A 12,644-nucleotide genomic window follows, 5' to 3' on the forward strand; every position below is an offset into this window, starting at 1 on the left:
GCGGGCGCCCACGGCATCGCTGACGCCCACGGCGCGGCCGGCCACCGGGGAGCCGGGTGGCTCGTGGCCGCCGACGTGGCGATCGCCGTGGCCCGGCCCGTTCCCCGTCTCCCCTGTACCGGACCTGTCCCGGCTTTCGTGTTCTAGGCGAGCCCGAGCTGGCGGGCCAGCGTCGTGACGTCCCAGTAGGCGTGGATGGCGGCCGCGCGGCCTTCGGGGCCGACGGTGAAGACATCGGCGCCCGCCAGGTCGAACGCCCGCCCGGTGGCCGGCACCCCGGGCGGGAAGCCCTCACCGGTGTGGGTTCCGGTCATGCGCCACTCCTGCGCGACACGACCGGTGATCTCGTCGACGAGGGGGTCGCCCACCGGCTCGAGACGCAGGTCGGGAAAGCCCTGCCAGGCCGCCTGGAAGAACCCGCGCGCACCCTCGAGATCGGTGATGTCGGCCGGCAGCGACGGGTCGGCCCACCGGAAACGGCTTGCCAGCAGGCCCGCGACGACGTCCAGGTCCCGCCCGTTCCAGGCGGCGAAGTAACGCTCCGGATATGTGCTCAGGGACTCGCGTATCGAAACTCCCATGATCTCTCCTCGTTGATGGTCATGGCATCACCGCCGTCCACCCGTACCAGCGGTACTCCCGTCGCGCGGGCCGGCGGTGACCGGCCCGCGCGACGGGGAACCTGCGCGCCGTGGCTGCCGGACGGGCCCGGTGGGCGGCCGGTGCCCCGGCCGGCCGGGACGCCCGTCCGCGCGTACCCGTCACATGGCGCTCGGGATCAGCCGCTGGACGCGTCGAGATAGATCGTCTTGAGGACCTGGAAGGCGTGCAGCCCCTCCGGGCCGAGTTCGCGGCCGATCCCGCTCGCCTTGATCCCGCCGAACGGCGCGGTGGGGTCGTTGACGTAGGCGTTGATCCCGATCGTGCCGCTCTGGACCTTCCGGGCGAGCGCCGTGCCGCGCTCCGGGTCGGCCGTCCACACGGATCCGCCGAGGCCGTAGTCGCTGTCGTTCGCGATGGCGACGGCCTCCTCCTCGGTGGAGTACGGGATCACCGCCAGCACCGGCCCGAAGATCTCCTCCTGGGCGATGGTCTGCTTGTTGTCCACGTCCGCGAAGACCGTGGGCTCGACATACCATCCCTTGTCGAGGTCCTTGGGCCGCCTGCCGCCGGTGGTCAGCCGGGCCCCTTCGCTCTCGCCCTTGGCGATGTAGGACTCCACCCGCTCCCGCTGCCGGGACGACACCAGCGGGCCCAGCTGGGTCGCCGGGTCGAGCGGGTCCCCCACCGCCAGCGAGCTGACGAGCCCGGTGATGGTGTCGACCACCTCCTGGTACCGGCGCCGGGGGGCGAGGACGCGCGTGCCGAGCCAGCAGATCTGGCCGTTGTTGAGCAGGGTCGAGGCGAAGAAGCTCTGGATGTTGGCCGCCAGGTCGGCGTCGTCGAGCACGATCGCGGCCGACTTGCCGCCCAGCTCAAGGGTCACCGGCCGCAGCAGCCGGCCGCAGGTCTCGGCGATCGCGCGCCCGGCGGCGGTGGACCCGGTGAAGGAGACCTTGTCGACCCCGGGGTGGGAGACGAGGTGGGCGCCGACCTCGCGGCCACCGGGGACGATGTTGAGCACGCCGGCGGGCAGCCCGGCCTCCAGCGCGGCCTCACCCACGAGGAAGGCGTCCAGCACGGTCTCCGGCGCGGGCTTGATCACAACGGTGGAGCCGCTGGCCAGCGCTGGCGCGATCTTCAGGAAGGAGATCGCCTGCGGCACGTTCCACGGGACCACGGCGCCGACCACGCCGACGGGCTCGCGGATGACCAGGGAGCGGCCGCCCAGCATGCCGGGGCGTATCTCCTCCAGCCCGGTCTGCGCGACCAGGCCGCTGTAGTAGCGCAGCAGCAACGGCGGGAAGCCCGCCTCGAACTGGTTGGCTAACCAGATCGGCATCCCGTTCTGGACGCTGACCCGGCGCGCGGTCTCCGCGCCGCGTGCCTCCAGCGCGGCCGCGAACCGCTCCAGCACCTCCGCGCGGCGCGCCGGCGACCACCGGGACCACCCGTCCGGGTCGTCGAAGGCGCGGCGCGCCGCCGCCACCGCCAGGTCGATGTCGCGTTCGGTCCCCTCCGGGACGCTGCCCACCCGCTCCTCGGTGCTGGCCGAGTGCACGGGGATGCTGCCGTTCGCGGCCGGCGCCTGCCAGGCGCCGTCGATGTAGAACTGGTCGTAGTCGATCGTCGTCGTCATTGGCATTCTCCTTACGAGGACGGAATCCTGCGCGGGCCGCCACGCTCACTCGTGGACAAGAACAATCTTCACCGCCTCGCCACGGTGCCGCGGTGCCGCGGCTTCGTTGATCTGCGTGGACGGCACCGTGGTGATCAGTTTGCCGGCGGGGAGCTTCCCGGCCCGGTGCGGCGCGAGCGGCTCGGGGCTGAAGCTGTCCGGTCCGCTGCCGCCCGCCACGACCGCGGTGATGGCCAGCCCGGCACCTGGGCATGCCGGCCGGAGCGTGCCCGGAGGCATCCGGATCAGCCGTTGTCGGCCGACACCGTCACCCGGACGCCCTTGCATTCGCTGGTGATGACGAGCTGGCAGGACAGCCGGGAGTCCTCCCGCGTGCCGTCGGCGAACTCCAGCAGCTCGCGCTCCTCGTCGGTCATCTCGTCGAAGAACGCCTGCGACTCCGGGCCGACGTAGACGTGGCACGTCGCGCACGAGCAGCTACCGCCGCACTCGGCGACGATCCCCGGCAGGTTGTTGCGAACCGAACCATCCATCACGGTCTGCCCAGGCGGGACGTCGACCGCGTGTTCGGTGCCGTCGGGCAGAACGTAGGTGATTATGGGCATCGCGCGCTCCGTGCTCATCCGGTTGTTTCATATGGCTTGATGACGACCTGACATAACAACAGCTTTGTTTTTCATGTGGTGACGGTTCATACGGTGACGGTTCATGTGATCACGGCGCCGCGGAGTGGTACGGCGGGGTCGGCCAGCCGTACCGGGTCGACCCGCTCACCGCCGGCGATGAGCTTCTTGCCGGCCATGAAGTCGCCCGGCGAGTTCGCGGACTCCACCGCCGTGATCCTGCCGTCCGTGTGGTGGAACAGGGCGAAGCGCCCCGATGCCGGGTCACCGCGCAGGACGGTACCGGGCGGCGCGGAGACGATCCCGGCTATCTTGAGCTTCAGGTCGAACTGGTCGGACCAGAACCAGGGCACCTCCGGGTGGACGGGCTGCGCGCCGACGATCGCGGCCGTGGCCTGCTTGGCCTGCTCCACCGCGCTGGGGATGCTCTCCAGCCGCTGCAGCCCGTCGACGCCCGGCAGCGGCCGGCGGGTGACGTCCCCGATCGCGAAGATCGCCGGATCGCTGGTGCGCGCCTGGCCGTCGACCAGGATCCCCTGCTCGCAGGCCAGGCCGGCCGCCACTGCGAGCTCGTCGCGCGGGACCGCGCCGATGCCCACGAGGGCGATGTCGCAGGCTATCCGCGTCCCGTCGCCGAGAAGCACGCCCTGGACCCGGCCGTCCTCGCCGGACAGGCCGACGACCTGCGCCCCGGTGAGGATCGTGGTGTCGCGCTCCCGGTGGTACGCCGCCAGGATCTCCGACAGCCGGCTGCTCGCCACCCGCGCGAGCACCCGCTCCTCGCGTTCGATGACCGTCACCTCGACGCCGCCCGCCCGCGCCACCGCCGCGACCTCCAGGCCGACGTACCCACCACCGATGATCGCGATCGGGCCGCCGCTGATGACGGCCTTGCGCAGGACACGGGCGTCGGCGAGGGTGCGCAGGGTGAGAACACCGGCGAGATCGGCCCCGGGCGCCGGCAGCCGCCGGGGCTCGGCCCCGGTGGCGAGGACGAGCACGTCGTAGTCGACGGTCTGCGCGCCGCTCGTGTACACGCGGCGCGCCACGGGGTCGACCGACTCGACCGACTCGCCCAGCCGGACGGAGATGTCCTGCTCCGGGTAGAACTCCGGCGGGCGCAGCCAGTGCTCGAGATCGCCGTCGATGAACTTCTTGGACAGGGGCGGACGGTGGTACGGCAGGTCCGTCTCCTGGCCGAACAGCACGATCTCACCGGTGAAGCCGGCCTGCCGCAGCAGCCCTACCAGCGTGCCGCCCGCATGACCTCCCCCGACGACCACCACCCGGCGGCTGTCGGGGGAAACCCGCCGCTGGGTCACCGCAGCTCCAGACGTACCGGCAGTTTCTTCAGCCCGCCGACGAAGTTCGTCTGGACGACCTTGCGCTCGCCGGTCAGCTCGATCTTCCCGATACGCGGCAGCAGCTCCTCGAGTATGATCCTCAGCTCGAGCTTGGCCACGTGCTGGCCGATGCACATGTGCGGGCCGTAGCCGAAGGCGATGTGCTTGTTCGGCCGGCGGTCGATCCGGAATGTGTCGGGATCGTCGAACACCTCGGCGTCGCGGTTGGCCGACTGGTACAGCAGCATCAGCCGGTCACCCTTCTTGATCTCGCTTCCGTTCAGCGTGTAATCCTCGGTGGCCTGCCGGGTGAACTGCTTGACCGGGGACGCCCAGCGCAGCGCCTCGTTGAGCAGGTGCGGGACGAGCGAAAGATCATCCTGGACCCTCTTGAGCTGGTCGGGATGCAGCGCGAGCTGCTCAAGCGCTCCCGAGAGCGTGCTCGACGTCGTGTCGTGACCGGCGGTGGCGATCGCGATGAACCAGCCGTAGGCGAACCCCTTCGGATAGTACTCGCCGTCCTCCCCCTTCGCGAGCGCGATGATCGTGGCGAGGTCGTCCTTCGGGTTCTTCCGCCGGTCCTCCACCAGCACGTCGAAGTAGGCGTAGAAGTCCCTGATCGCCGCGGACCACTGCTGCGCGGCCGCCTCCGGAGTGAGCGCCTCGACATCCTCCCGGCGCGCCTCGGGGTCCTCCGTGCCAAAGAACTCCTGGCTGAGCGCCATCATCCTCGGCTCGTCCTCCTCGGGCACGCCGAAAAGGGTCATGATGACGTGCAGCGGGTAGAAGAGCGCGAACTCCCTGACGAAGTCGATATTGTTCTCGCCGGGGTGCAGGAACCTGGCGATGACCTCCCGGGCGAGCTCGCGGATGGTGTCCTCCCACTTCTTCAGGTTCGCGGGGCGGAACCATTCGACCGCGACGTCCTTGACCGCGGTGTGCTCCGGCGGGTCAAGGTAGGGGAGCGCGTCGAGAATGCGCAGGCTGCCACCGGTGAGGTTCTTGGTGAACTCGTCACCGGCCTGGTTCTGCAGAATCGGGTTGTGAGAGCCCGGCTGGACACCGCCACCGCTGGTGAAGATGTCCGGCTGCCGCTCGATCTCCATGATGTCGGCATGCCTGGCGACCAGCCAGACCGGATCGTAGCCCGCCACCCTGACCTGACCGAGCGGATTGTTCTCACGCAGCCACTGGTAGGCGGCGAACAGCCTGTCCTCGTCGATATGCCCCTCGGGTAAGACGACCTGACAGGCAATCTCGTCCGGTATCGGACGGGTGTTCACAGGTGCGACCGCGACCATGAGCTCTCCTCATACATGATCTTTAATCCAGATCCACCGAAGGTGGGAAGATGATCGACAACCCCCCTTCCCTGTCGACGCCGCCCAGAGGCGAACCGCAGGCGACGACACTGGCGCCCGGTCGGGTCAACGGTAGGCGGCCAAACTGTGTCCTGCATCACCCATAGGGGAAATCCTCGTACCCCTTGCGGATACCTGAGGTACCACCTTAGGAACATATAGTGATCGAAAAATTTCCCTGCGTTACCAACTGCCCGGTCGCGGGGCCATCCGTCCATGACGGAGAACCCCGCGACGCGGGAGGAAGCCCCGCCGACCCGACGGAACCGAAAGAGCCCCACCCCCACCGGACGGCGTGCGCGGACGGTGCGACGAGGCCCCGGCGACCCGGCCGGCCGGCCCGCTGCCGGACCCGTCCGACAGCGGCTGATCACTCCTGGCGAGGGCGGCACCCACCTGAGCCATGGCTCCGGTCCCCCTTTGGAGGTAATTCCTGTCTCCCGTCAGTGGTGTTCAATTGCCAGGCCCGACAGCGCCTTGAAAAAGGCCGTTCGTACCAGTACATTTGCCCTCCGGCGGGCCGGCGTTTTCCGGGCGGGCAGCCAGGAAGATCATGTCATCTACTCCCTGACGAGCAGCACCCCTGCTCGCTTCCTGATCGAAGAGGGTCATCGGTTCAATGGACGACCAGTTCACTGACGTGACGTACAAGGTCGAAAACGGCCTGGCCTGGATCACCATCAATCGGCCGGAGCGTTACAATTCGTTCCGGGCCCGCACCGTCGACGAGCTGATCAAAAGCTTCAAGCGCGCCTGGGCCAGCGACGAGGTCGGCGTCATCGCTCTCACCGGCGCCGGCGAGAAAGCCTTCTGCACCGGCGGTGACCAGAAACAGCGCCTGGAGACCGGCGACTACGGCCCGTCGGACAGCGGCCTGTTCGAGGTGGACGCCCTGCACCGGGTCATCCGTGACGTGCCCAAGCCCGTCATCGCGGCGGTGAACGGTTTCGCCATCGGCGGCGGCCACGTCCTGCACCTGTTGTGCGACCTCAGCATCGCGTCCGAGACCGCCCGTTTCGGCCAGAACGGCCCGCGGGTCGGCTCGTTCGACGCCGGTTTCGGCACCGGCTACCTCGCCCGCGTGATCGGTGAGAAGCGAGCCCGCGAGATCTGGTTCCTCTGCCGCCAGTACAGCGCCCAGCAGGCCGCGGACTGGGGCCTGGTCAACAAGGTGGTCCCGGCCGCCCAGCTGCGGGCGGAGGTCCGCGCCTGGGCGGATGAGATCCTCCTGCTGTCGCCCACCTCGCTCAAGGTGCTCAAGCAGTCGCTGAACACCGACACCGAGCACTTCGCGGGAATCGGGCAGCTGGCGTACTCCAGCCTCAAGCTGTTCGGTGAGTCCCCCGAGGCCAAGGAAGGCATCACCGCCTTCAACGAGAAGCGCCCGCCGGACTTCTCCGTGTACCGGGGCAACTGAAGTAACGGGCAACTAAAATACCGGAGCAACTGGAGTACCGGAGCAGCCGAAGTACCGGGCAGCCGAAGGCCCGTCCGCGGCACCGCGCACGAGACAGACAGCACCGCGGTGCCGCGGGAGCGGCTTCCGGCCCGCTGTGACCGCGGGTGCGTGACCGGGCAGCACCGCCAACGCCGACAGAGCCCCCCGGGGAGACCATCAGAGCTCCCCGGGGCTGCGCAGGGCCACCAGAGCCGACAAGGGACCACCCATGGCTGACAGCTCGAAGTCCATCTACTCGCCAGACGTGCTGCTGGGAAAACGGGTTCTCATCACCGGCGGTGGGACCGGCCTCGGCCGGGGGGTGGCGGCCCACCTGGTGCAGCACGGCGCCGAGGTCCATCTGTGGGGGCGCCGGCAGGCCGTCCTGGAGGATGCCGCCGCGCAGGCGTCGGCCTCCCGGCCGGGCAGCGTCCACGTGCAGACGGTCGACGTGCGCAAGGCGGATTTCGTCGACGCGGCCATCGACGGGATCTGGTCCCAGTACGGGCCGTTGACCAGCGTCGTCAACAACGCCGCGGCGAACTTCATCGCGCCGACCGCCAGCCTGAGCGCACGCGCCTTCGAGGCCGTCAGCTCGACCGTGATGAACGGCTCCTTCAACACCACCCACGCCGCCGGCCGCCGCTGGATCGCCGAGGGGCTGCCAGGGGCGGTGCTGTCCATGCTCACCACCTGGATCTGGACCGGCTCCGCGTTCGTGGTCCCCTCCGCGATGGGCAAGGCCGCCGTGCACGCCATGACCATGTCGCTGGCGGTCGAGTGGGCCCGCTACGGCATCCGCCTCAACGCCCTCGCGCCCGGGCCCATCCCGACGGACTACGCCTGGGAGATGCTCAACCCCACCGACAGGAGCTCGGTCGGGGCGACCCAGGCCGACCAGATCCCGATGCGCCGCGTGGGCACCGTCGAGGAGCTGGCGAACCTCGTGATATTCCTCCTGTCGGACGCCTGCGACTACCTCACCGGCGAGACGATCGCGATGGACGGGGGGCAGAAACTGGCCGGCCCGGGGACGTTCGCGGGCCTGACCACCCTGAGCGACCAGGACTGGTCCGAAATCCGCGAGCGCAGCCAGCTGGCGAGCGCGCAGAGCAAGGCCCAGCGCGACGTCTGACGGTATCCCCTCCGCTCCGCCCATTTCTTCGGGGCACCGTCCCCCCACATAAACGGTACTTTCCCCAGAAACCGGAGGAACGCCCCCGGACGGCGATTATCCGGGGGCGTTCCGCTGTCTTTCCGGGTTCTCGTCGCTGCTTTCCCGTTTCTACTCCCCTGTTTTTCGGGCAGCCGGGGGACAGCCCGGCCGGGACAGCTGCCGGCGCCTGGCCCGGCCTGCTGTCCCCCGGCCCGCGTCCCCTACCTGCCGGTGAACCGTGGCGGCCGGCGTGCCTTGAACGCCGTCAGGGCCTCGGTCATGTCCTCACCGCGCGTCAGCAGCGCCTGGCCGCGGTTCTCCAGCTCGAGCGCCGCCGCGAAGGAGGCGTTCTCCTGGTTGTGCTGCAGCGCGCGCTTGGACATGCGGATACCGGCGGGCGAGTTGCCGGCGATCTGTTTCGCCACCGTGAACGCCTCCTCAAGCAGCGTCTCCGACGGCACGAGCCGGTTCGCCAGCCCGATGCGGACCGCCTCCTCGGCCTCGACGGTACGCACCGTGTAGGCGATCTCGGCCGCCCGCCCGGGCCCGACCAGCCGGGTGAGCTGCCACGAGGTGCCCAGGTCCCCGATGGACAGCCCGAGCCGGACGAACGGGGCGTTGAACTTGGCGGTCGGCGCGACCAGGCGGATGTCCGCGGCGAGCGCGAGCGCCAGCCCGCCCCCCGAGGCCGCCCCGTGGATGGCCGCGACCACGGGGAAGGGAAGGGCACGGATCGCCGCGAAACCCCCGGCCGCGATCTCCTGGAAACGCAGGAACTCACGCACGCCCATGGTGGCGATGACGCCGATCTCGTCGAGGTCGAAGCCCGCGCAGAACGCGCGGCCGCCCGCCCCGGTGAGGATCAGCGCCCTGGCGTCGGTGTCCCGCAGGGCGTGGGCGACGGTGTTGAACTCCTCGAACATCTTGACCGTCAGCGAGTTCATCCGGTGGGGACGGTTGACCGTCAGCAGCACGCTGCCGCCCGCCAGGGGCTCGAGCGTCAGCGTCTCCAACTTCGGTGGCTCGAACTGGAGCATGAAACCGCCTTCCCCACTGTTGGTCCGATCTCTCGTCACCGGCCGGGCAACGGCCAGCCCGGGAACAGGAGCGCCGGTGTGCTCCTGCGCGTCGGCGTACTCCCGTCCGAGGGCGTCGAGGGCCGCCGGGAAGCCGATCTCCTCGTCCCTGGTGAGCACCACCTGGCCACGGTTCTCCAGCTCCAGGGCGGCCGGGTACGAGGACACCTCCATGTTGGCCTGCAGCGACCGTTTGGACAGCTGGATGGCGCCAGCCGGGCTGGCGCGGATGACCTCGGCCATGGCGACGGCCTCGGCCAGCAGGGCCTGCGCCGGGACGATCCTGTTGACCAGGCCGATCCGCTCGGCCTCCTGCGCCTCGACGAAACGCCCGGTATAGGCGATGTCGGCGCTGAGCGCGGGCCCGACGATGCGCGGCAGCAGCCAGGAGGCGCCCATGTCCCCGGCGGACAGGCCGATGCGTACGAAGGCGGCGTTGAACCTCACCGACGGCGTGGCCAGCCGGATGTCGGCGACGAGCGCGAGCGACATCCCGCCGCCCGCGGCGGTGCCGTTGAGCGCCGCGATCACCGGGATCCGGACCGACCGGAGCGTCGCCAGCGCGCGGGCGGCGCGCTCCTGGCGTACGAGCATGCCCATGGGCGACAGGCTCGACAGCTCCTCGGCGTCGTCGAGGTCGTAGCCGGCGCAGAAGGCCCGGTCCCCCGCGCCCGTGAGGATCAGGACGCGCGCGTCGAGGTCGCCGTCCACCGCCAGGGCCAGGTCCTCGAGCTCCTCGAACATGCGCACCGTCATCGCGTTCAGCCGCTCCGGGCGGTTCAGCGTCGCGACGATGATGCCGTCCGAGGGGCGTTCGACCAGGATGGTCTCGAACGCGGCCTCCTCGATGCTCCCCACAGTTCTTCCCCTCAGCTGTTCGTGTGCATCCCGCCACGTGATAAGCGCTGGAGCTGGTCGACGGTGGCGGTGGCGGTGGCGGTGGCGGTGTCCGGTGTCCGCGGGGCCGGGCCGGCCGGCGGCCCGAAGGTCCCCGTCCGGTACGGCTGAAGATTGTTCTCCCGCCAGAGGTCGGCGATGAAGGTATGTGACACCACGACTCCCTCACAGCGCTGCAGGTACCGCGCCATCGCACGGCTCGACCAGCGCCGCAGCCCGGTCTCCGCGGGCGGCGACTGCCGGGCCAGTGCGAGAATCCTTGCCCGCACCCGTCCGTCATGAACCGGCGGCGGCGCGGGCCGCGGCGCGTCGTAGAGCCCCTCGATCCCGAATCTGGCGAAACGGGCCGGCCACAGATACACGGTGGGCGGCGACACTCGCAGCAGAGCGGCTATCGCGCGGGCCGGCATGCCTTCATCCCACCACAGCACCATCCGCGCCCGGTCGGCAACCGCCCGTTCCTCGACCGGACCGCGGACCAGCATAATCAGATCTGATCTCTGTTCGTCGGTCAGCGTATAACGGTTCACTGCCATGGAAAAATCCCGCCAAACTCCGAGAAGTACATCCATCCACCGCTGTTCACGGATACCGGGCCGCCCCGGCGGGGGCCCGGCCGGCCGACCGGGCCGGGGTGTCAGACGAATTTCGGCGGACGCTTCTCCAGGAAAGCCGCCAGCCCCTCTTTCGCCTCGCCCGACTCGAACAGCTCCTGTTCCTGGGCGACCTCGTAGGCGAAGCCCGCCGGCAACGTCAGGTCGAACGCGGCGTCGACCGTGCGGACCACGGCGTGCAGGGCGGGCTGCGACAGCCGGCGCAGCTCGGCGGCGAGCCTGAGCGCCTCCTGCTCGGCCTGCCCCTGCTCGACGAGCCGGTCGACCAGGCCGATCGCGTGGGCCTCCGGCGCGGGCACCTGCCTGGCCGTCAGCATGATGTCGAGGGCCCGGCCACGGCCGACGAGCCGCGGCAGCCGCTGGGTGCCGCCCGCGCCGGGGATCAGGCCGAGCCTGGCCTCGGGCAGGCCGAGGCGCGCCCCGGCCCCGGCGACCCGCAGCGTGCACGCCATCGCGAGCTCAAGCCCGCCGCCGAGGGCCAGCCCGTCAATGGCCGCGATCGTGATGCGGTCCGGCGCGGCGAGCCGGTCGAGCACGCCGCGCAGCTCGTCACCATAGGCCAGGAAGGACTCGGCGTCCACCGCGGACATGTGCTTGATGTCCGCGCCGGCGGCGAAGAAACCCGGAATGGCGGACGTGACGACGGTTATGACGTTGCCCGCCGCGTCCAGTTCGTCCAGCGCGGCGGCCAGCCCCTCGATGATGGGCCTGCCGAGCGCGTTCGCGGGCGGCCGCTCCAGCGTCACACGCAGAACGCCGTCCGCCACACGATCCCATCTGACGGCCGTGCTACCAGGGTCGGGCATTGTGTCATCCTCATTCAACAGCTTGTGGATCCGCGGTGGCCACGAACACGGCCCGTGGAACGGGCGCCGGCCGCCGCCTGCCATTCCGGGTGGATATCTTTCCGGGTGGGACGTCCCCGGCCGGGCCGGCGGGGCCGGCGGGCCGGTCAGGCCATGGTGAGCCCGCCGCTGACCGACAGCGTCTGACCGGTGATGTAGCCGGCCTCGTCGGAGGCGAAGAACGCGACGGCCGCCGCCACGTCGCTCGGCTGCGCCAGGCGGCGCAGGGGCACCGACCGGGTCATCCCGGCGATGACCTTCTCGGCGTCCTGGCCGGCGTTGTCGGCGAACTTGCGCAGGGCGGGCGTGTCGGTGGGGCCGGGGCAGACGGTGTTCGCGGTGACGCCCTTGGTGGCCACCTCGCGGGCGAGCGTCTTGGTGAAGGCGATGATGCCGCCCTTGGCGCCGGAGTACACCGCCTCGAGCGAGGAGCCGACCCGGCCCGCGTCGGAGCCGATGTTGATGACGCGCCCCCAGCCCCGCTCCAGCATGCCGGGCACCACGGTCCTGGTGACCCGCAGCGCTCCCTTGAAGTTGATTTCCAGGATGCGGTCCCAGAACTCCTCGGTGGTGTCGACGAACTTCAGGAAGTCGTCCCAGCCGGCGTTGTTCACGGCGATCTCGACCGGGCCGAGCTCGCCGGTCACCGCCTTCACCCCGGCCTGGACGGAGGCGGTGTCCGTCACGTCCACGTGGACGGCGATGGCCCTGCCGCCGGCGGCGGTGACCGCCGCGGCGGTGGCCTGCGCCGCCTCGAAGTTGAGGTCGGCGACGGCGACCTGGAAGCCCTTGGCCCCGAGCGTCCGCGAGATGCCTTCGCCGATGCCCTGCGCGCCGCCGGTGACGAAGGCGACCCGATTGCTCATGTTTGTCTCCGCTGTGCTCGTCGTGTCGTGTGTTCGCCGTGCCGGTGGAGCTCGCCGTGCGGGCGGAGCTCCGTCGTGCCGGCGGGGCTCCGCTGTGCCGGCGGGGCTCCGCTGTGCCGGCGGGAAAGCCTCAGGCGGCGCTGGACGGCCAGTTGACCGGCCCGGCGATGATCGAGTGGCTGGTGA

General features: G+C 70.2%; 12 protein-coding genes and 1 pseudogene. 2 read left to right on the forward strand and 11 right to left on the reverse strand.

Annotated elements, in window-relative coordinates; translation table 11 throughout:
• Positions 1–143: 143 nt before the first annotated feature.
• The 6 genes from NBW84_RS01020 to NBW84_RS01045 form a co-directional block, all read right to left on the reverse strand.
• A complete protein-coding gene (locus tag NBW84_RS01020) occupies positions 144–581 on the reverse strand; it encodes a nuclear transport factor 2 family protein (protein ID WP_250280825.1) in 438 nt (145 codons plus the stop codon).
• Positions 582–778: 197 nt separating this feature from the next.
• Positions 779–2,239, reverse strand: coding sequence for an aldehyde dehydrogenase (locus NBW84_RS01025; RefSeq protein ID WP_250280826.1), 1,461 nt, complete (start codon positions 2,237–2,239; stop codon positions 779–781).
• 45 nt (positions 2,240–2,284) lie between these two features.
• Positions 2,285–2,518 (reverse strand): hypothetical protein, encoded by a 234-nt coding sequence (locus NBW84_RS01030; protein ID WP_250280827.1) that lies wholly within the window; start codon positions 2,516–2,518, stop codon positions 2,285–2,287.
• 5 nt (positions 2,519–2,523) lie between these two features.
• Positions 2,524–2,844, reverse strand: coding sequence for a 2Fe-2S iron-sulfur cluster-binding protein (locus NBW84_RS01035; protein ID WP_250291012.1), 321 nt, complete (start codon positions 2,842–2,844; stop codon positions 2,524–2,526).
• 101 nt (positions 2,845–2,945) lie between these two features.
• Positions 2,946–4,184, reverse strand: a complete 1,239-nt coding sequence (locus NBW84_RS01040; RefSeq protein WP_250280830.1) for an FAD-dependent oxidoreductase — start codon at positions 4,182–4,184, stop codon at positions 2,946–2,948.
• Positions 4,181–5,506 (reverse strand): cytochrome P450, encoded by a 1,326-nt coding sequence (locus tag NBW84_RS01045; RefSeq protein ID WP_250280831.1) that lies wholly within the window; start codon positions 5,504–5,506, stop codon positions 4,181–4,183. Before NBW84_RS01045 ends, NBW84_RS01040 begins: the two co-directional genes overlap by 4 nt.
• 679 nt (positions 5,507–6,185) lie before the next feature.
• On the opposite strand from NBW84_RS01045, the gene NBW84_RS01050 reads away from it, so the two are divergent.
• Both NBW84_RS01050 and NBW84_RS01055 read left to right on the forward strand, forming a co-directional pair.
• The gene (locus tag NBW84_RS01050) at positions 6,186–6,983 is read left to right on the forward strand and encodes an enoyl-CoA hydratase-related protein (RefSeq protein ID WP_250280833.1); all 798 of its coding nucleotides are present in this window, start codon (positions 6,186–6,188) and stop codon (positions 6,981–6,983) included.
• Positions 6,984–7,233: 250 nt separating this feature from the next.
• Entirely contained in the window at positions 7,234–8,139 is a 906-nt protein-coding gene (locus NBW84_RS01055) for an SDR family oxidoreductase (protein ID WP_250280834.1), read from the forward strand.
• 242 nt (positions 8,140–8,381) lie between these two features.
• Here the strand turns inward: NBW84_RS01055 and NBW84_RS23970 are convergent, their stop codons facing one another.
• From NBW84_RS23970 to NBW84_RS01075, 5 genes and pseudogenes are all read right to left on the reverse strand, one after another.
• Positions 8,382–9,197: an enoyl-CoA hydratase/isomerase family protein gene (locus NBW84_RS23970; protein ID WP_445548344.1), complete on the reverse strand. Its 816-nt coding sequence runs from the start codon at positions 9,195–9,197 to the stop codon at positions 8,382–8,384.
• 111 nt (positions 9,198–9,308) lie between these two features.
• Positions 9,309–10,094 (reverse strand): annotated as a pseudogene (locus tag NBW84_RS23975) (enoyl-CoA hydratase/isomerase family protein); the annotation flags it as partial.
• 11 nt (positions 10,095–10,105) lie between these two features.
• The gene (locus NBW84_RS01065) at positions 10,106–10,669 is read right to left on the reverse strand and encodes a helix-turn-helix domain-containing protein (RefSeq protein ID WP_250280836.1); all 564 of its coding nucleotides are present in this window, start codon (positions 10,667–10,669) and stop codon (positions 10,106–10,108) included.
• Positions 10,670–10,770: 101 nt separating this feature from the next.
• On the reverse strand, positions 10,771–11,553 hold the full coding sequence (locus NBW84_RS01070) for an enoyl-CoA hydratase-related protein (RefSeq protein ID WP_250280837.1): 783 nt from the start codon (positions 11,551–11,553) through the stop codon (positions 10,771–10,773).
• 146 nt (positions 11,554–11,699) lie between these two features.
• On the reverse strand, positions 11,700–12,458 hold the full coding sequence (locus NBW84_RS01075; protein WP_250280838.1) for an SDR family oxidoreductase: 759 nt from the start codon (positions 12,456–12,458) through the stop codon (positions 11,700–11,702).
• Between the last annotated feature and the right edge of the window lie 186 nt (positions 12,459–12,644).

It is taken from the genome of Protofrankia sp. CiP1_Cm_nod2 (assembly GCF_920664355.1).
GTDB lineage: Bacteria > Actinomycetota > Actinomycetes > Frankiales > Frankiaceae > Protofrankia.

Excerpts from the sequence above, each read along its gene's own strand:
- NBW84_RS01020 (WP_250280825.1), bottom strand. The coding sequence starts at position 581 with ATGGGAGTTTCGATACGCGAGTCCCTGAGCACATATCCGGAGCGTTAC.
- NBW84_RS01025 (WP_250280826.1), bottom strand. The coding sequence starts at position 2,239 with ATGACGACGACGATCGACTACGACCAGTTCTACATCGACGGCGCCTGG.
- NBW84_RS01030 (WP_250280827.1), bottom strand. The coding sequence starts at position 2,518 with ATGCCTCCGGGCACGCTCCGGCCGGCATGCCCAGGTGCCGGGCTGGCC.
- NBW84_RS01035 (WP_250291012.1), bottom strand. The coding sequence starts at position 2,844 with ATGCCCATAATCACCTACGTTCTGCCCGACGGCACCGAACACGCGGTC.
- NBW84_RS01045 (WP_250280831.1), bottom strand. The coding sequence starts at position 5,506 with ATGGTCGCGGTCGCACCTGTGAACACCCGTCCGATACCGGACGAGATT.
- NBW84_RS01050 (WP_250280833.1), top strand. The coding sequence starts at position 6,186 with ATGGACGACCAGTTCACTGACGTGACGTACAAGGTCGAAAACGGCCTG.
- NBW84_RS01055 (WP_250280834.1), top strand. The coding sequence starts at position 7,234 with ATGGCTGACAGCTCGAAGTCCATCTACTCGCCAGACGTGCTGCTGGGA.
- NBW84_RS23970 (WP_445548344.1), bottom strand. The coding sequence starts at position 9,197 with ATGCTCCAGTTCGAGCCACCGAAGTTGGAGACGCTGACGCTCGAGCCC.
- NBW84_RS01065 (WP_250280836.1), bottom strand. The coding sequence starts at position 10,669 with ATGGCAGTGAACCGTTATACGCTGACCGACGAACAGAGATCAGATCTG.
- NBW84_RS01070 (WP_250280837.1), bottom strand. The coding sequence starts at position 11,553 with ATGCCCGACCCTGGTAGCACGGCCGTCAGATGGGATCGTGTGGCGGAC.
- NBW84_RS01075 (WP_250280838.1), bottom strand. The coding sequence starts at position 12,458 with ATGAGCAATCGGGTCGCCTTCGTCACCGGCGGCGCGCAGGGCATCGGC.